The sequence below is a fragment of the Pseudomonas sp. CP-1 genome (assembly GCF_021213715.1).
Lineage (GTDB): Bacteria > Pseudomonadota > Gammaproteobacteria > Pseudomonadales > Pseudomonadaceae > Pseudomonas > Pseudomonas aeruginosa.
On sequence record NZ_JAJQKY010000024.1, the window covers coordinates 1 to 18,510 of the forward strand.

An 18,510-nucleotide genomic window follows, 5' to 3' on the forward strand; every position below is an offset into this window, starting at 1 on the left:
ACAATTTTCTCGCTTTACCCTTCTGGTTTATCTCACTCTCTCTCACGCGCTGGTGGTAGTGATGATGCATCTCGCTCTCGGCGCTCGCACCCGCACCCGCCAGCTCGCCTATATCCGCGAGCTGATCGGCGACTACCGCCACCAGGTGCTGATGGGCGACATGAACACCCATGCCGTCGATCTTCTGGAAAACTCGCCCCTGCGCGACCTCGGCCTGATGGCGCCGCAGGTCGAGGCGACGTTTCCCAGCTGGCGGCCGCAGCGCAATCTCGACCACATCCTGCTCAGTTCCGATCTCGCTCTCGAGCGGGTCGACGTGCTCGACCAGCCGATCTCCGACCATCTGCCGGTATCGGTGGAGATTCGCCTGCCGGACAACCTGCGCGACAAGGCCTTGGTCGTGCGCGGGGATGCCGGGAGTCCGCCATGAGTCGCGACGACGTCCAGCGCTGGAAAGACAAGTACCTGGAGAACATCGAGCAGCAGGAGCGCCTGCAACGGCGCTGGGATGCCCGCATCGACCTGCTGCGTCGCGGCCTGGTGCGTAGCAGTCTGGCGGCCGAAGGCAGCGACAAGGCGGTCGACCAGTGCATGAAGGAGCTGCGCGAGATCCTCCGTCGCGACGACATGGACGCCGGCCTGTCGGGCCTGATTCCGCGCCTGGAAAAGGCCGTGCTCGACTCCGAACAACGCCGCCAGCAACGCACCCAGCAGAACATCGATGCCCTCGGCGAACTGGCCCAGCAGTTGCTGGCCCTGAACCTGCCGCGGGAACTGCGCAAGCCGCTGAAGCAGTTCGCCCGCGATATCGAGGAGCGCGCCCGGCAGTCGCGCGAGATTCCGATCCTGCTCAGCGAGCTGAGCAGGCTGCAACGCCAGGCGCTGGCCGAGCGCAAGGGCGGCGATGCCGAAGACGGTCGCCCGAGCCTGTTGCAACGCCTGTTCGGCGGCAAGGAGTCGGAAACCGCCGCGGAGCCGAGCGCATCGGTGCCGTCCGTTGTGGCGGCAAGCAATACACCGATCCAACCGGCGGCGGCCGCGCCGTCCCTGCCGGTCGCCGAGCACGACGAGGCGCCAGGCGGTCCGCCGCAGCCGTTGCCCGCCCGCACGGTCGCCGCCATCGAAAGCGCGCCAGCGGGTTGGGTCGGGGTCGCCGAGCGTGGCGAGCCGAACCAGATCCTGCTGGATGAGCCTCGGGAAATCTGGCTCGACAGCCTGCCGCTGCCGGCCGGCCTGAGCTTTAGCGAGACGCTGGAAGACGCGGGTGCGGAGTCGCCGCCCGCAGTGCCGGCGGACGTTGAAAGCGCGCCCGAAGCTCCGGCCACCCCTGTGGATAACCTCGACGGGCAGGCGGTAGACGAGGCCTACGAACTGCCGCCGCCGATACCGGAGCCCGGCTACAGCGCGGTGGCGCCGCACATCGAGGCCAGCCTGCTGCGGCTGCTCGACGGCCTGTCCCTGCCGAGCAGCCACCAGCCCCAGGCCGAGGCGCTGCGGGAGCGGATCGATGGCAGCCTGAACTGGTATGAGCTGGTGCCGGTACTCGACGACCTGGCGGTGCTGGTGCTGTCCCTGGCGGACAGTGGCCAGCGCGACTTCGAGGAATACCTGCGGCAACTCAACGAGCGCCTGGAAAGCTTCCTCGGCCACCTGGGCGACGCCCACGCCGGCTATACCGACGTGCTGGACAACGCGCGCGGCTTCGACCAATCGCTGCGTGAGCAGGTCAGCGGCCTGCAGGCCAGCGTGCAGCAGGCGACCGACCTGAACAGCCTCAAGCTGGCGGTGGACAGCCGGCTGAACGGCCTGCTTGCCTCCATGGACGAACACCAGCGCGAACAGGCCGAGCACGAACAGGAGGTGTCCGGCCGCCTGCAGGCGCTGATGGAGCGGGTCAACAGCATGGAGCAGGATGCCAAGGCGTTCCACAGCCACCTGGAGGACCAGCGACAGAAAGCCCTGACCGATCCGCTGACCGGGCTGCCCAACCGCGCGGCGCTCAGCGAGCGCCTGGAACAGGAAGTGGCGCGCCGGCACCGGGACGGCGGCGATCTGCTGCTGGCGGTGCTGGACATCGACCACTTCAAGCGGATCAACGACGACTTCGGCCACCTGGCCGGGGACAAGGTGCTGAAGATCATTGCCGGCGAATTGCGCAAACGGTTGCGGCAGGCCGATTTCATCGCCCGTTTCGGCGGCGAGGAGTTCGTCGTCCTGCTCCCGGCCACGTCCCTGGAAGCCGGCCGGCAACTGCTCGAACGGCTGCGCGCGGCGATCGCCGCCTGTCCGTTCCATTTCAAGGGCGAGCCCCTGAGCATCACCTGTTCCGCCGGCATCACCGCGTTCGAAGGCAACGAGGCCGGCGAAGTGGTTTTCGAGCGCGCCGACCAAGCGCTGTATCGAGCCAAGCGCGCCGGCCGGGACCGCCTGGAAGTGGCCTGAAGGGCGACCAGCGCACATTCCGACGACTCGGGACGGGCTCGCCTGCAGGTGTTGCCGCGGCTCGCTAGAATGGTCCCGCCCGGTAGAATGACCGGCTGTCCCGCTCTGGAAATTCCCATGGATATGTTCGGCGTCGCCGTCCTGATCTTTCTGGTCACCGATCCCTTCGGCAACATCGCCGTGTTCCTCGCCGCGCTGAAAGGCGTCGCCCCCGGGCGCCGCCTGCGCGTGGCGTTTCGCGAGCTGGCCTTCGCCCTGGGCCTGCTGCTGCTCTTCCTCACCCTCGGCGAGCACATCCTCAGCGGCCTCGGCCTGTCCCGCGAGGCGACCGGGATCGCGGGTGGCATCATCCTGTTCGTGATCGCCATGCGCCTGATCTTCCCCTCGCCCCAAGGGCTGCTCGGCGAAGTGCCCGACGGCGAGCCGCTGCTGGTGCCCCTGGCCACCCCGGCGGTGGCCGGGCCCTCGGCGCTGGCGATGCTGATCACCCTGCGCACCACCTTCGACGGTCCGCTGTGGGAGCTTTACCTGGCGGTGGTGCTGGCCTGGGCCGCTACTGCGCTGATCCTGCTGCAGGCGGCGTTCCTCCAGCGTTTCCTCGGCCCGCGCGGGCTGACCGCCATCGAGCGCCTGGCCGGCATGCTGCTGATCATGCTCAGCGTCGATATGCTGTTGGACAACCTGCGCAGCGTGTTGCACATCGCCGCCTGACCGCGCTGCCCATTTTTTTCGGAGTCATCATGCGTTCGTTCGTTCTACTGGCTTTCACCCTGTCGCTGCTGGCCGGCTGCTCCAGCGGCCCGCGCCTGAATACCGACTACACCTCGGCGAACCAGGACAGCCGTGTCCAGTTCATCGTCCTCCACTACACCTCCACCGATCTGCCGCATTCGCTGGGCATCCTCACCCACGGTGGCGTCAGCGCGCACTACCTGATCGGCGACGACGAGCCGGCCACCGTCTACCGCCTGGTGGATGAGAACCGCCGCGCCTGGCACGCCGGGGTCAGTGAATGGCAGGGCCGGACCTGGCTGAACGCCACCTCGATCGGCATCGAGATCGTCAACCAGGGCTATCGCGATACACCCCAGGGGCGGGTCTGGTATCCGTTCAGCGAAGCGCAGATCCAGGCGCTGATCCCCCTGCTGAAGGACATCGCCAAGCGCCACGGCATCACCCCGGACCGGATCATCGGACACAGCGATATCGCGCCGGGCCGCAAGGTCGATCCAGGTCCGCTGTTCCCCTGGAAGCGCCTCGCCGACGCCGGCCTGGTGCCCTGGCCGAAGCCCGGCGAATTGGCGCGCCGGCTCGCCGAACTGAACGGCCAGCTGCCGGATGTGCGCTGGTTCCAGCAGCAGTTGGCGCGGCACGGTTACCTGGTGCCGCAGACCGGCGAGCTGGAGAAGGACACCCGCGACGTCATCGGCGCTTTCCAGATGAAATACCGTCCGGCCCGCTTCGATGGCGAGCCGGACCTGGAAACCGCCGCCCTGCTGCTGGCGGTGCCGACTTCCTGAGGCCTGTGGAAAGCCTGCCGGGAGCGGCCCCGGTCACACCGGCAGCAGCATGTAGAAGCGCGCGCCTTGGCCCGGTTGCGAGCGCACCGCGATGCGCCCGCCATGCAGCTGGATGATTTCCTTGCACAGCGCCAGGCCGAGGCCGGCGCCGCCCTTCTTGCGTCCGACCTGGACGAAAGGCTCGAAGATCCGTCCTTGCTGGCTGAAGGGAATGCCTTCGCCATTGTCTTCCACCGCGATCAGCACCCGGTCGCCCTGGCGCCGGGCCTGCAGGTGGATCTGCCCGCCTTCGCTGCTATGGCGCAGGGCGTTTTCCAGCAGGTTGTCGATCACCCGCTCGATCTGCAGGCGATCGAGCTGCAGGCGCGGCAGTTCATCGCCCAGCTCCAGTTGCAGCGAGACCCGGCGGGCCTCGCCCTTGGGAGTGAAACGCTGCTGCGCCTGGGTGAGCAGGTCGACGAGGTCGCAGGACGCCAGTTCGAGCTTCTGCATGCCGGTCTGGTAGCGCGAGAAGTTCAACAGGTCGTTGATCAGCAGGACCAGCCGCGACATCTCTTCGTCCACCGTCTGGATCAGGTCCGCTTCCCGCGACTCCGCGGGGAAGTCCAGGCGTTCGCGGAGCAGGCTGAAGGCCATCTGCATGCCGGTCACCGGCGTGCGCAGTTCGTGGGAGGCGCGCAGGACGAATTCGCTGCGGACCCGTTCGAAGGCGCGCTGCTCGGTCACGTCGCGGACCACCAGCACCGCGCCGACGCTATGCCCGCCGGGATGGGTGACCGGATACAGCGACCAGGCCAGCAGGCGCGACTCGCCGGCGACGTCCACCACCAGGTCGGGCATCGCCTCGTCCTGGACTTCGCCGAGCAGGGCCTTTTCCACCGCCTCCTGGACATCTACATCGCTGAGTATTTCGTCGATCCGCTTGCCATGGGGGTCGTTGGAGACGAACAGCTGGCGGATCGCGACCGGGTTGGCGTGTTCGATGCGTCCCTGGTTGTCGAAGATCACCAGGCCGTCGTCGATGCTGTCGAGTACCGCCTGCAGGCGCCGCTCGCCGGAAAGCACCTCTTCGACGCTGGTCTTGCGGTACTGCCGCAGGGCCTCGGCCATCAGGCCGAAACGCCGGGTCAACTGGCCGACCTCGGCGACGTTGGTCATCGGCAGGGTCACGTCGAAATCGCCTTCGCCGATCCTGTCCGCCGCCCGCGCCAGGGTTTCGATCGGTGCGCCGAAGCGCCGGGCGATGCTGTGGGCGGTGACGAAACCGATCAGCAGGATGGCGACGCCCACCAGGCCAAGCAGGCCGGCGACCAGGTAGGCTCGGTGGCGGGCGCTGGTCTCGGCGTCGCTGATGCCGGCCAGCGCCAGTTGCTGCAGGTCCTGCAGGCGTAGGCGCAGGGTATTGAAGGCTTCGCTGAAGCCGTCGTTGTCGGCCATGGGCGCCTTGAGCAGCGCCGGGGTGTGCGCCTGCAGTTGCAGGTAGGCGTCGCGAACGCCATCCAGGGCGGCCTGCTCGGCGCCGTCGACGGTATTCGCCCGACCCTGTTCCAGGACCCGTCGGAAATCGTTCTGCGAGCGCTCCAGGGCCTGCCCGTCGGGTTTTTCGCGGAGCAGTATGACCAACTGGTCGCCGAGCAGCTGGCGCAACTGCTGGCTCACCTCGATGGTCGCGTGGTGGTGCGACATCCGTTGCTCCTGAGCGCGGCCGAGCTGCATCACGCTGAACAACCCGAGCAACAGGCCGAACAGCGAGACGGTGATCAGCGCGGAAATGCTGAGGAACAACCGGGTCCGGAGCTTCATCGGCAGCGGCATGCTCATAGGCCGTACTGCTTGCGCTTCCGGTACAGGGTCGAGGCATCGATACCGAGGGTCTTGGCGGCCTGGTCGAGGGTCGCGCTGGAGGCCATCACCGCCGTGATATGGGCTTTCTCCAGGTCTTCCAGGCTCAGCGATTCGCCGATCCGCGGCGCGCTGCTGGCGGATTGCGCAGCGCTGAAACCGAGGTGGTCGACATCCACCCGTTCCTGGTTGCAGATGATGCTGGCGCGCTCGATCACGTTGCGTAGCTCGCGTACGTTGCCCGGCCAGGGGTATTGCCGCATGGCCTCGCGGGCGGCTTCGCTGAAGCCGCGGGCGGGGCGGCCGTAGTCCTTGACGAAGCGGGCGAGGAAACGTTCGGCCAGGCCGAGGATATCCTCGGCGCGTTCGCGCAGGGGAGGCAGGTTGAGCACGATCACGTTGAGGCGGTAGAGCAGGTCCTCGCGGAACTGGCCCTGGGCGACCATCGCGCCCAGGTCGCGGTTGGTCGCGGCAAGGATGCGTACGTCGGCGCGGCGGGTCACCGGATCGCCGACGCGTTCGTATTCCTTGTCCTGGATGAAGCGCAGCAGCTTGGGTTGCAAGGTCAGCGGGAAGTCGCCGATCTCGTCGAGGAACAGGGTGCCGCCGTCAGCCTGGCTGACCCTGCCCAGGGTGCTTTCGGTGGCACCGGTGAAGGCGCCGCGACTGTGCCCGAACAGTTCGCTTTCCATCAGTTCGGCGGTCAGCGACGGGCAGTTGATGGTGACCTGGGGCTTCTTCGCGCGTTTGCTCCAGGTGTGGATGGCGCGTGCCAGTTCGCCCTTGCCGGAGCCGGATTCGCCGAGGATGAGGATGTTGGCGTCGGTCGCCGCGACCTGGCGCGCGGTCTCCAGTACCGCGGCCATGGCCGGGCTGTGCGATTCCAGGCCGTCGCCCTGGCGGCGCACTTCGTCCTCCAGGGCCTCCAGGCGCGCGGTCAGTTGGCGCACCTCCAGTTGCTTGGCGGCGGCCAGGCGCAGTTGGTCCGGGCTGCAGGGCTTGACCAGGTAATCCACCGCGCCGGCCTGCATGGCGTCGACCGCGGTATCCACCGCCGAATGCGCGGTGACGATCACCACGCGCATCCATGGCGCCTGGACGCGCATCTGGGCGAGAACGTCGAGCCCGTTGTCTTCGCCCAGGCGCAGGTCGAGGAAGCACAGGTCGAATACCTGGCGCTGCAACAGGGCCTCCGCCTGCGGCGCGCTGCTGGCGGTGGCCACGCTGTAGCCTTCGTCTTCGAGGCAATAACGGAAAGTGCGCAGGATCGCCGACTCGTCATCGACCAGCAGGATGCGCCCCTGTTTTTCGGAAGTGGTTTCCATCGTTGCTTTTTATCCTCTAGGGAATTCACTGCCATTCGGCTTCTGGGTTAGTCCCCGGAAAGCCCATGCAAGTTGCAGAGCGCCCCGCCGCCCATCCGGGCGGCGTGCAACCTGCCGATGTTGCTGTTCTTGGGTTTTCGGGAAGCCGTGGCGGCTCCACGGATGGCTCCGGGTAGCAGGTGCCGGGTCGCTTCCCTGTTGCATGTGACAGCGTACCGCGCCGATCGTGCAAAACGCCCGGAATAATTTGTCGCGTCGTGCAGGATGAACTGCGCAGACTACCTGGGTTGTTTTATAACTTATTGAATTAAAAGTATTTTTTATTTTTTAGAAAGGCTGGCATGGGGCGTGCAATGAGGTAGTCACGGTCTCCCTGAAGAAAAAATGGACACAGGCCGGTTCGCTACCCCGATGGGCCCGGCCCCGAGGCGGTACCGACAGTTCCGAAGGCACACAGGAGAAAACATCATGCTTAGTTGGGCTATCACCTTTCTGATCATCGCCATCATCGCTGCCGTCCTCGGGTTTGGTGGCATCGCAGGTGCCGCCACCGGAATCGCGAAGATCCTCTTCGTGCTGTTCCTGGTGCTCTTCGTGGTCTCGTTCTTCTTCGGACGCCGTCGCGGCTAGCCGGATGCCAAGGAGAAAGCGATGCGACTCATGCGTAACCTGATGAACGCACTGCTGCTCGGTGCCGCCGCCAGTTCGCTGGCGGTGGCGGCCGACAGGGACGGCGAATACCGCTTGAACGAATTGCAGAGCACCGATGCCGGATACCGCAAGGCCTGGCAGAACCTGGTGGAAGACGAGAGCCGCTTGCCCGACTGGGTGATGAATCTCTCGGGAACCGCTACGCCGATGCATGCCGTCGACGACCAGGGCGACAAGTATCTGGTCGGCGGTCTCTGCGAGAAGTCCGATTGCAAGGGCCAGCGCCTGCTGGTCGCCTTCGATTGGGACAAGAGTCATGCCTACGGGCTCTACGTGCAGGTGCCCGAAGGGCTGCCGCAGGACAAGTCGCCGAGCAAGCACGCCAGCTTCCGCTGGCTGGGCAAGCCGGAGCCGGCGGTACAGAAGATCCTCGACGAACAACTCAAGGCCGATCCGAACTGGTACTGAGGCGGAACGGGCTTGCGTGACACCGCCCCGCCCGCAGCGGGGCATGGCCAGGGGACCGGGATGCGCTGGGTGAGGTCGATCCGGCGGGTGCCAGGGGTACAGGGAGTACCTCCTTCGGGGTCGGGCCAGGCGAAAACGCGCCGGAGGGGAGCCACCGATGTCTCGCTGCCTTCCGGCGCGCTTCTATATATAGAAGGGGTACGACGCTCCGCCGTCCGGCGGAGCGTCGACTTCCGCACCGATACTCCGCGAACTTCCCTGATATCGATCAATGCTTATGGATGGCTGAGTCGTTTTACAATCGACCACCCGCGCGTTCCGAGGCGCCCTCCCAGAAGGGCTTTACCGCGCGGTTATCCACAGAGTGCCGCTTATCCACAGCCGGCGATGGCGTGCCGGACGGCGTTGCGTGTCCTGCGACCATCCATCGCAGCGATGATGAGCGACTTTCAACTTCCCAGGATGGGCACGAGGCTCCCGGGCCTTGCACGGAGTGCCTTCCGCTCCCTGTTCTTGTACGAAAATCAAGGGCAATTTCCTGTGGGACGGACGTTTCATTAGTGATTTCTCATGCCGATTCGGCATGGGGCAGTCACTTACGGCATTAGACGGGGTAGGGGAGCGCATGAATCATTGCGCCCTTTCGCCTGTCGGGAGCGACTCTCCCGTTGGAGCGACTCCCGACTTCCACAAGAATTAAGGGTGACGAAACATGGGTAAAGCCAAGCTAAGCCTCGCCTGGCAGATCGTGATCGGTCTGGCACTCGGTATCGCCGTCGGCGCAGTGCTCAACCATTTCAGCGCCGAAAAGGCCTGGTGGATCGCCAACGTGCTGCAACCGGCCGGCGACATCTTCATCCGTCTGATCAAGATGATCGTGGTGCCGATCGTGATTTCCTCGCTGGTGGTCGGCATCGCCGGCGTCGGCGACGCGAAGAAGCTTGGCCGCATCGGCCTGAAGACCATCATCTACTTCGAGATCGTCACCACCGTCGCCATCGTCGTCGGCCTGCTGCTGGCCAACCTGTTCCAGCCCGGCACCGGCATCGACATGAGCACCCTGGGTACCGTGGACATTTCCCAGTACCAGAAGACCACCCAGGAAGTGCAGCATGACCATGCGTTCATCGCGACCATCCTCAACCTGATTCCCTCCAACGTCTTCGCCGCCATCGCCCGTGGCGAGATGCTGCCGATCATCTTCTTCTCGGTGATGTTCGGCCTCGGCCTGTCGAGCCTGCCCAACGACCTGCGCGAGCCGCTGGTGAAGGTGTTCCAGGGCGTTTCCGAGACCATGTTCAAGGTCACCCACATGATCATGAAGTACGCCCCTATCGGTGTCTTCGCCCTGATCGCGGTGACCGTCGCCAACTTCGGCTTCGCCTCGCTGCTGCCGCTGGCCAAGCTGGTGATCCTGGTCTACGTGGCCATCGTCTTCTTCGCCCTGGTGGTGCTGGGCCTGATCGCGCGGATGTTCGGCTTCTCGATCATGCGCCTGATCCGCATCTTCAAGGACGACCTGGTCCTCGCCTATTCCACCGCCAGCTCGGAAACCGTGCTGCCGCGCATCATCGAGAAAATGGAAGCCTACGGCGCGCCGAAGGCGATCAGCAGCTTCGTGGTGCCCACCGGCTACTCCTTCAACCTCGATGGTTCGACCCTGTACCAGAGCATCGCGGCGATCTTCATCGCGCAGCTCTACGGCATCGACCTGTCCATCGGCCAGCAGATCATGCTGGTGCTGACCCTGATGGTGACCTCCAAGGGTATCGCCGGCGTGCCGGGCGTGTCCTTCGTGGTGCTGCTCGCCACCCTGGGCAGCGTCGGCATCCCGCTCGAGGGCCTGGCCTTCATCGCCGGCGTGGACCGCATCATGGACATGGCGCGTACCGCCCTCAACGTGATCGGCAATGCCCTCGCGGTGCTGGTCATCTCCAAGTGGGAAGGCATGTACGACGCGGCCAAGGGCCAGCGCTACTGGGATTCGCTGCCGCACCTGCGGCAGGCGGTCGGCGAAGCCAAGGGCAAGCAGGCCACCCTCGAATAAGGCGGCTTCCCGCCCAGGAGGCCCCGGCATCGTCCGGGGCCTCGGCGTTTCTGGCGCCGGCACCGCCTGCGCCGCTATCATCCGCGCAACGCGGGGGATTCTGAATGCTGAACGGCTTGTGGTTGGGTTTTTTCCTGGTGGCGGCGGCGAGCGCGCTGGCGCGCTGGTTGATCGGCGGCGATGCGACGGTGTTCGCGGCGATGGTGGAGAGCCTGTTCGCCATGGCCAAGCTGGCGGTCGAGGTGATGGTCCTGCTGTTCGGCACCCTGACGCTCTGGCTCGGCTTCCTGCGCATCGCCGAGAAGGCCGGTCTGGTGGAGCGCCTGGCGGTGCTGCTCGGTCCGCTGTTCCGTCGGCTGATGCCGGAAGTGCCGCCGGGGCATCCGGCGATCGGCCTGATCACCCTGAACTTCGCCGCCAATGGCCTGGGCCTGGACAACGCCGCCACGCCGATCGGCCTGAAGGCGATGAAGGCGCTGCAGGAACTCAATCCCAGCAGCACCACCGCGAGCAATGCGCAGATCCTCTTCCTGGTGCTCAACGCCTCGTCCCTGACCCTGCTGCCGGTGACCATCTTCATGTACCGCGCGCAGCAGGGCGCGGCCGATCCGACCCTGGTATTCCTGCCGATCCTCCTGGCCACCAGCGCCTCGACCCTGGCCGGCCTGCTGTCGGTGGCGCTGATGCAGCGCCTGCGCCTGTGGGACCCGGTGGTGCTGGCCTACCTGATCCCCGGCGCGTTGCTGCTGGCCGGCTTCATGGCGGTGCTCGGCACGCTCTCGGCCACCGCGCTGGCGCAGCTGTCCTCGCTGCTGGGCAACCTGACGCTGTTCAGCCTGATCGTGCTGTTCCTGATCGTCGGCGCGCTGAAGAAGGTGCCGGTCTACGAGAGCTTCGTGGAGGGGGCGAAGGAAGGTTTCGACGTTGCCAGGAACCTGTTGCCCTACCTGGTCGCGATGCTTTGCGCGGTTGGCGTGCTGCGCGCCTCCGGGGCGCTGGAAGTGGTACTCGGCGGGATACGCTGGGCGGTCGAGGGGCTGGGCTGGGACAGCCGCTTCGTCGAGGCGTTGCCCACCGCGCTGGTCAAGCCGTTCTCCGGCAGCGCGGCGCGGGCGATGCTGCTGGAGACCATGCAGACCCACGGCGTCGACAGTTTCCCGGCGCTGGTCGCCGCCACCGTGCAGGGCAGCACCGAGACCACCTTCTACGTGCTCGCCGTCTATTTCGGCTCGGTCGGCCTGCAGCGCGCGCGCCACGCGGTGGGCTGCGCGCTGACCGCGGACCTGGCCGGGGTCATCGCCTCCATCGGCGTGTGCTACTGGTTCTTCGCCTGAGGTCGCCAGGCTTCGACGTCACTGGGTGACGTCGAAGCGCAGGGTGCCGATCATCTGTCCGGCCTCGGTGAGTACCTTCACCTGCCAGTGGCCGACCGGGTCGCCGGGGAAGTTCTGCTTGTGGGTCCAGGCCCGGTAGCCCTCCTTGCGGCCGCCGTGGATATCCAGGGCGATGCGGTCGAACTCCTTCCCGTTGAACATCCACACGTGATAGATGCGCTCGTCGAGGCCGCGCGGCGCGTTGATCGCGGTATAGGCGAACAGGCCCTGGCTGCGCAACTGGCTGGCGCCGACCTGCTCCAGGCTGTCGCCGGGCGTGCGGCTCTGGTCGTCGAACTGGCTGCTCACCGCCACTTCGGTCAGCCACAGGGTGGCCGGCGGTACCCAGGTGCGGCCGAACCATCCGGCCAGGCCCACCGCCAGGGTCAGGCCGAGAAGCAGGAAGCCGCGCCACCAGTGCTGTAGCGGGAAGGTCACGAGCAGGCTGGGGAAGGACAGCACGACGGCGATGCCCAGCGACAACCGGTAGCTTTCCGGGGTGGTCAGGTGCAGCAGGATCGGCAGCGAGGTCAACAACACCGCGAACAGGGTCAGGGTGTGGTAGGCGAGGAACACCCAGCGACGCCTGGACAGCCAGCGATAGTAGAGCGGATCGGTGATGGAGATCAGCGCCGCGGCGGCCAGCGTCCCTGTGAACAGCGCCTGACCGCTGTTCCAGGTGGTGGTGATGAGAAAGAACGGCAGGACGAAGAACAGGCTTTCCTGGTGGATCAGTTGGGTCGCGTAGCGCAGCAGCGGCGCCGGGATCTCCCAGCCGAAGCGGCGGGCGAAGGTCTCCCGCAGGAGGTTCTCGAGGATCAACCAGACCCAGCTGACCAGCATGATGATTGCGAGTACCTGGGCGAAGCCCTTCTGCCGGTCGACCATGATGAAACTGAACACGCCCGAACAGAAGCCGAACAGGGCGATGGTGCGTGGATAGCGGGCCATCAGGCCGCCGACCAGGGCGATCAGTTGCTCCAGGCGGACCTTGAGGATGGGGCGTTGTTGGTTGGGCATGGGGAACAGCGGGTTCTCGATCGGATCTGCTCGGCCAGCCGGCCGGGGCGCGCAGCATAACCCCGGCCGGGTTTCCTGGGTATGAACGAAGGACAGCTACCGCGCGGCGAATGTTTCCTTCGCCCGACAGAGGCTCCGCTCTCCTTTCGCGGAGGGCGACCAGGGAAAAAGGCGTCGCTTTCCCGACCGATGGTCGCGAAGCTTTCGGCAGCCTTTCAAACCCCTTCAATTCGCACCTTTCGGGCAATTTTAGATTGTTCGACAGGAGTTTTTACACATATGGTTACAACTCGGTCGATGGATGACGTACCCGCCTGCGTGGCCATCGACGCCGCCATGGACCGCTTCCCCGTGTCTGCCTGAGTGTGTGTCCCATGGCCTCTAATAAATCCAAAGGCGTCGCCATTTTCCGTGTGGTCAGTGGCAACTTCCTCGAGATGTACGACTTCATGGTGTATGGCTTCTACGCCACCGCCATCGCCAAGACCTTCTTCCCCGGCGACAACCCGTTCGCCTCCCTGATGCTGTCCCTCGCCACCTTTGGCGCCGGCTTCCTGATGCGGCCGTTGGGTGCGGTGTTCCTGGGCGCCTACATCGATCGCCACGGCCGCCGCCAGGGCCTGATCATCACCCTCGGCCTGATGGCCATGGGCACCCTGCTGATCGCCTTCGTTCCCGGCTATGCCACGCTGGGCGTGGCGGCGCCGTTGCTGGTGCTGTTCGGCCGGCTCCTGCAAGGTTTTTCCGCCGGCGTCGAGCTGGGAGGGGTTTCGGTCTACCTGTCGGAGATCGCCACGCCAGGACGCAAAGGCTTCTTCGTCAGTTGGCAGTCGGCCAGCCAGCAGGTCGCGGTGGTCTTCGCCGGCCTGCTCGGCGTGCTCCTCAACCAGTGGCTGAGCCCGCAGGACATGGGCGAATGGGGCTGGCGCGTACCGTTCTTCATCGGCTGCCTGATCGTTCCGGCGCTGTTCGTCATCCGTCGCTCGCTGGAGGAAACGCCGGAGTTCGAGGCGCGCACCCACCGCCCGTCGCTGTCGCAGGTGCTGCGCTCCATCGGGCAGAACTTCGGCGTAGTGCTGGCCGGTACCGCGATGGTGGTGATGACCACCGTATCGTTCTACCTGATCACCGCCTACACGCCGACCTTCGGCAAGAATGAGTTGCAACTGTCGGACCTCGACAGCCTGCTGGTGACCATGTGCATCGGCCTGTCCAACTTCATCTGGCTGCCGGTGATGGGCGCGTTCTCCGACCGCATCGGGCGCAAGCCATTGTTGCTGGGTGCCTCCGCGCTGGCACTGCTGACCGCCTACCCGGCGCTGTCCTGGCTGGTCCGCGAGCCGAGTTTCGCCGGCCTGCTCGGCGTCGAGTTGTGGCTGTCGTTCCTCTACAGCAGCTACAACGGCGCGATGGTGGTGGCGTTGACCGAGGTGATGCCGGCGGACGTGCGCACCACCGGTTTCTCCCTCGCCTACAGCCTGGCTACGGCGACCTTCGGTGGTTTCACCCCGGCGGTCTGCACCTGGCTGATCCACACCCTGGACAACCGCGCGGCTCCGGGCATCTGGCTCAGTGGCGCGGCGCTGCTGGGGCTGCTCGCCACCCTGGTGCTGTTCCGCCGGCGCGGCAAGGAGATCGCCGAGGCCGAGCTGGCCAACGCCTGAGGCGTTTCGCCGCATGCCGTGCGTCGGCTCTCGCCGGGGCTGCGGCGGCGGCGTTGATGTCGATCAACCGGAGCTGCGCCAAACCGCGTAGACAGGAAGGAAGTGGTTGTACCGACTTCCTTCCCTTCCTGGAGATCGCATCATGTCCAATGTACAAAATGCCAGCCGGTCTTCCGCGTTCGCGGCGGTGGAGGGCGACCATTGGGTCGAGTCCCTCGACGATGGCCGCCACGTGCTGATCCGTCCCCTGCGCGAGGAGGACCGGGAGCGCGAACGCCAGTTCATCAACCGGCTGTCCCCGGCGACCCGCCACTTCCGCTTCCTCGGTGAGATCAAGGAAGCCAGCCCGGCGCTGCTCGACCAACTGATGGACATCGACTACCAGCAGAGCATGGCCTTCGTTGCCCTGGTGCACGAGGACGGTGAGCTGCGCGAGGTCGGTATCAGCCGCTACGCCGCCTGTTGCGAGGAAGGGCAGTGCGAATGCGCGGTAACCATCGCCGACGACTACCAGGGGCTGGGCCTCGACGCCGTGCTGATGCGCCATCTGATCGACGTGGCGCGGCGCAACGGCTTCCGCCAGATGTATTCGGTGGACTCGGCGGCCAACCGGGCGATGCGCGACCTGTGTTGCGCACTGGGCTTCGTCGGCCAGCGCGACCCGGACGACTCGACCCAGGTCATCCACCGCCTGGCCCTGTAGCCCGCTCAGGCGCGCCGGCGGCGCAGGCCGAACCAGAGCAGGCCGCTGGCCAGGAGACCGGCGGCGAGCAGCAACGGGTAGAGCATGTCGTCGTCGAACAGCGGCTTTTCGATGCGCAGGTAGCCTTCGCCGTCGAACAGCCGCTTCGCCAGCGCGTTCGCCTGTTGCAGGCTGACCTTCGCCAGGCGGCGCTCCTCATTGGGGAAATGGCCGTCCTCGTAGTCGGCCAGCGAGCCCCAGTAATAGTCCGCCAGCGCCGCGTTGCCCTGAGTGCTCCAGGCCAGCCTGGCGCGCTCGGCGAATTGCACCCGCTTGAAACGTCCCGGGTCCAGGCCATGCTGGCGGATGCCGTCGAGCAACTCGCGCAGGGCGGCCTCGGTGGCGGGCAGGTCGCTGCGCTCGACATCCGCGTCGAGGCTGAAGAAGCCCTGGTTGGCGAACACCTGGCGATCGGTCGATGGCCCGTAGGTGAGTCCGCGACGCACACGCAGGTCGGCGTACAGCGCGTCGTTCATATAGGCCTGGAGCAGGACCATGGCGTCCGGGTCGGCGTCGTCCGGCTCCGGATAGATCCAGTGCAGCATCGCACCCTCGCCGAATGGCCGGGTGATCAGGGTGCGCCTGGCCTCGGCATGCCCGTTGGCCGCCGGCAGCTCGCGGCGCTCGGGGAGCTCGTGGTCTTCCAGGGTGCCGAAGGTCCGGGTCAGATAGGCCGGCAGGCGCGGGTCGAGGTCACCGACCAGGATCAGGGTCATGTTGCCCGGTACGTACCAGTCGCTGCGCAGCCGCTCCAGCTGCTCCGCGCCAAGCGGCGCCAGCGGCGCGCGCTGGGAGCAGGCCAGGCCCAGTTCCACCGCCAGTTGGTCCATGGCGCCACGGCCCAGGTTCTCGCGGTCGAGCCAGCGCTGCAGGTGCGAGTAATGGCCACCGCCTTCGCGCTCGATCACCCGCTTGGCGGCGGCGATGCGCGGCTCGTCCAGTTCGGTGCGGGTGATGGTGTCCAGCAACAGGTCGAGGACCTGCCGCTGGGTGGCGGCAGGCGCCTCGATGACGAAGGTGGTGTCGCCTTCGCTGGTATAGGCGTTCCATTGCCCGCCGAGGGCCTGCATGCGGGCTTCTAGGTCGGCCTCGTCGCCGCCGTCCAGGCCGCTGAAGAACAGGTGCTCGAGCAGGTGCGGCAGCTGCTTTTCACGGCACGAGAAGTCGGCGAAACCGACCCCCACCACCAGCCGGATCGAGACGTGCCGGCGCTGCTCGGTGGGCTTGAGCAGCACGCCCATGCCGTTTTCCAGCTGGAAGGCTTCGACCTCGCTGCGCTGGTCGGCGTACGACCAGGGGCAGAGCAGGCAGAACAGCAGCAGTGTGGACAACGAACGCATGGGCCGAGCCTGGAACTGAAAATACCGAGAATAGCGGATGCTTCATGACGAACCTACCCGCAGAACGGCTAATGTCGCGAACGGCGTGTTTCCGCACGCTCCTCGACGAGCGCTGGCTCGGCCAGCGGCGCCGAGGTCATGTCGTCGACCTCGTCGGCCCAGTCGTCCTCGTCCTGGCGAACGCCCTCGTCGGCCGCGCTGCTCGGCGCGTCAGGGTTGTCCAGCACGGCGTAGGCGATGGCGCAGAACAGCGAGTTGAGACGCTTCATGTCGCTGATCAGGTCCAGGTGCAGCGAGCTGGTCTCGATGCTCTGTACCACCTGCTGGTGCAGGCGGTCGACATGGGCATGGGCGTAGCGCCGTTCCTGCAGGCGGAAGCGCTGCTTGGCCCGGCGCAGGCGCTTGGCGCTGTCGAGGTCGCCGTTGAGGAACACCGAGAGACCCAGGCGCAGGTTGGAGACCAACTGCTGGTACAGGGTGCCGATCTCTTCCAGGCCGGTGTCGGAGAACGAGCGGCTGCGCGAGGTCTTCTTGTCCTGCACGGCGGCGAGCATGTGCTCGATGATGTCGCCGGCCTGCTCCAGGTTGATCGCCAGCTCGATGATCTCCGCCCAGCGCCGGCTGTCGCGTTCGGACAGGTCCTCGCGCGGCATCCTTGCCAGATACAGCTTGATCGCGGTGTAGAGGGCGTCGACGTCGTCGTCGAGCTTGCGGATGTCCTTGCCGAGCAGCGGATCGCCGCCGCGGATGATCTGCATCAGATTGTTCAGCATCTGCTCGACGGTGTCGCCCATGCGCAGGGTCTCGCGCACCGCGTTGGCCAGCGCCAGGCTCGGCGTGTCGAGGGCGGCGGGGTCGAGATGGCGCGGCCGGGCGACGTCGTCGGGAAGGGCACGGTCGGGCATCACCCGGGTGCAGAAGCTGGCCATGGCGTTGGTCAGCGGCAGGCAGGCGAGGCAGCGCGCGGCGTTGTAGAGCACGTGGAAGGCGATCACCAGTTCGGCGGTGCTGAACTGCCAGTGATCCAGCCAGTCCGCCAGCGGTCCCACCAGGGGCAGCACCAGCAGGCAGCCGGCGACCTTGAACAACAGGCTGCCGAGGGCCACCCGGCGACCGGCGGCGTTTTGCGCGGTGGCGCTGAGCATGGCCAGGATGCCGCTGCCGAGGTTGGCGCCGACCACCAGGCACAGCGCGACCTTCAGCGAGATCACCTTGGACGCGGCGAGGGTCGCGGTAAGCAGCACGGCGGCCAGGCTGGAATAGGAAATCATGGCGAACAACGCGCCGGTCAGGGCGTCGAGCATGATGTCGCCGGTCAGGCTGGAGAACAGTACCTTGACGCCCTTGGCCTGGGTCATCGGCTCGGCGGCGGCGACGATCAGCTGGAGCGCCAGGATGATCAGGCCGAGGCCGATGAATACCCGGCCGAGCTGGCCGAGGCGGGTCTGTTTGCGGCTGAGGAAGAAAATCACGCCGAAGAAGATCAGCAATGGCGAAAGCCACGACAGGTCGAGGGTCAGCACCCGCGCCATCAGCGCGGTGCCGACATCGGCGCCGAGCATGATCGCCAGTGCCGGCGCCAGTGCCATCAGGCCCTGGGCGACGAAGGAGGTGGCCAGCAGGGCGGTGGCGTTGCTGCTTTGCACCAGGGCGGTGACGCCGATGCCGGCGGCGAACGCCAGCGGGCGTTTTTCCACGCTGCGACTGAGGATGCGCCGCAGGTCGGCGCCGTAGACCCGGAGAATTCCGGTGCGGACGATATGCGTGCCCCACACCAGCAGGGCGACGGCAGAGAGCAGGTCGAGCAGTTTCAGCATGGCGTGGCCCCCCTGGCACTACGACGAATGGCCAACCTCGCACCAGGTTCCGCGTGCGTTGCGCCGCAGAGCCCGGACAACGGCGCCAACGGCCACGATGGAAAGGCAGCGTTCAGGCGAGTTGTAACACGAACGTCATATTTGGACAGGCGCCCCCCGCGGGAGTTCGTCCCGGCAGCCCGAGCGGCAGGGCGCCTACCCTTCATTCAAGCGTGCGCGCCGCGAAACGGCGAGGATTTTTTCGCCTTCCGTTCGATGC

At 66.2% G+C, this 18,510-nt stretch carries 15 protein-coding genes; 10 read left to right on the forward strand and 5 right to left on the reverse strand.

What is annotated here, in order from left to right:
• The 4 genes from LT948_RS29125 to ampDh2 all read left to right on the forward strand — a co-directional run.
• Positions 1–430 (forward strand): endonuclease/exonuclease/phosphatase family protein (locus LT948_RS29125; protein WP_232197146.1); only part of this gene is annotated, 430 nt, incomplete at its 5' end.
• Positions 427–2,442 (forward strand): diguanylate cyclase DgcP, encoded by a 2,016-nt coding sequence (dgcP, locus tag LT948_RS29130; protein WP_009316027.1) that lies wholly within the window; start codon positions 427–429, stop codon positions 2,440–2,442. The genes LT948_RS29125 and dgcP, both read left to right, overlap by 4 nt.
• 117 nt (positions 2,443–2,559) lie before the next feature.
• Positions 2,560–3,153 (forward strand): MarC family protein, encoded by a 594-nt coding sequence (locus LT948_RS29135; RefSeq protein WP_003102836.1) that lies wholly within the window; start codon positions 2,560–2,562, stop codon positions 3,151–3,153.
• A 29-nt stretch (positions 3,154–3,182) separates the two neighbouring features.
• Positions 3,183–3,962 (forward strand): N-acetylmuramoyl-L-alanine amidase AmpDh2, encoded by a 780-nt coding sequence (gene ampDh2, locus LT948_RS29140; protein ID WP_003096970.1) that lies wholly within the window; start codon positions 3,183–3,185, stop codon positions 3,960–3,962.
• Between the two features lie 33 nt (positions 3,963–3,995).
• On the opposite strand, the gene LT948_RS29145 is transcribed toward ampDh2, so the two are convergent.
• Together LT948_RS29145 and algB are read right to left on the reverse strand one after the other, a co-directional pair.
• A complete protein-coding gene (locus LT948_RS29145) occupies positions 3,996–5,783 on the reverse strand; it encodes a KinB sensor domain-containing domain (protein ID WP_003096967.1) in 1,788 nt (595 codons plus the stop codon).
• Complete coding sequence (gene algB / locus LT948_RS29150; protein ID WP_003096964.1) at positions 5,780–7,129, reverse strand: sigma-54-dependent response regulator transcription factor AlgB; 1,350 nt, start codon at positions 7,127–7,129, stop codon at positions 5,780–5,782. The genes LT948_RS29145 and algB overlap by 4 nt, the downstream gene beginning before the upstream one ends.
• Before the next feature lie 468 nt (positions 7,130–7,597).
• Here algB and LT948_RS29155 point away from each other — a divergent pair, with 468 nt between their 5' ends.
• From LT948_RS29155 to LT948_RS29170, 4 genes are all read left to right on the forward strand, one after another.
• Entirely contained in the window at positions 7,598–7,759 is a 162-nt protein-coding gene (locus LT948_RS29155; RefSeq protein ID WP_003096961.1) for a DUF1328 domain-containing protein, read from the forward strand.
• A 21-nt stretch (positions 7,760–7,780) separates the two neighbouring features.
• Positions 7,781–8,248 (forward strand): inhibitor of vertebrate lysozyme family protein, encoded by a 468-nt coding sequence (locus tag LT948_RS29160; protein ID WP_003114119.1) that lies wholly within the window; start codon positions 7,781–7,783, stop codon positions 8,246–8,248.
• Between the two features lie 712 nt (positions 8,249–8,960).
• On the forward strand, positions 8,961–10,295 hold the full coding sequence (gene gltP, locus LT948_RS29165) for a glutamate/aspartate:proton symporter GltP (RefSeq protein ID WP_003096956.1): 1,335 nt from the start codon (positions 8,961–8,963) through the stop codon (positions 10,293–10,295).
• 104 nt (positions 10,296–10,399) lie between these two features.
• The gene (locus tag LT948_RS29170) at positions 10,400–11,629 is read left to right on the forward strand and encodes a nucleoside recognition domain-containing protein (protein WP_003096953.1); all 1,230 of its coding nucleotides are present in this window, start codon (positions 10,400–10,402) and stop codon (positions 11,627–11,629) included.
• A gap of 18 nt (positions 11,630–11,647) precedes the next feature.
• On the opposite strand, the gene LT948_RS29175 is transcribed toward LT948_RS29170, so the two are convergent.
• Positions 11,648–12,688 carry a DUF5924 family protein gene (locus tag LT948_RS29175; protein WP_023092798.1) on the reverse strand — a complete coding sequence of 347 codons (1,041 nt, stop codon included), beginning with the start codon at positions 12,686–12,688 and terminating at the stop codon, positions 11,648–11,650.
• A gap of 374 nt (positions 12,689–13,062) precedes the next feature.
• Here LT948_RS29175 and LT948_RS29180 point away from each other — a divergent pair, with 374 nt between their 5' ends.
• Entirely contained in the window at positions 13,063–14,352 is a 1,290-nt protein-coding gene (locus tag LT948_RS29180) for an MFS transporter (protein ID WP_003096941.1), read from the forward strand.
• Positions 14,353–14,494: 142 nt separating this feature from the next.
• Positions 14,495–15,055, forward strand: coding sequence for a GNAT family N-acetyltransferase (locus LT948_RS29185; protein WP_003096934.1), 561 nt, complete (start codon positions 14,495–14,497; stop codon positions 15,053–15,055).
• 5 nt (positions 15,056–15,060) lie between these two features.
• On the opposite strand, the gene LT948_RS29190 is transcribed toward LT948_RS29185, so the two are convergent.
• Positions 15,061–16,434 carry a M16 family metallopeptidase gene (locus LT948_RS29190; RefSeq protein WP_003161976.1) on the reverse strand — a complete coding sequence of 458 codons (1,374 nt, stop codon included), beginning with the start codon at positions 16,432–16,434 and terminating at the stop codon, positions 15,061–15,063.
• Positions 16,435–16,502: 68 nt separating this feature from the next.
• Entirely contained in the window at positions 16,503–18,251 is a 1,749-nt protein-coding gene (locus LT948_RS29195) for a Na/Pi cotransporter family protein (protein ID WP_023092797.1), read from the reverse strand.
• Positions 18,252–18,510: the final 259 nt, after the last annotated feature.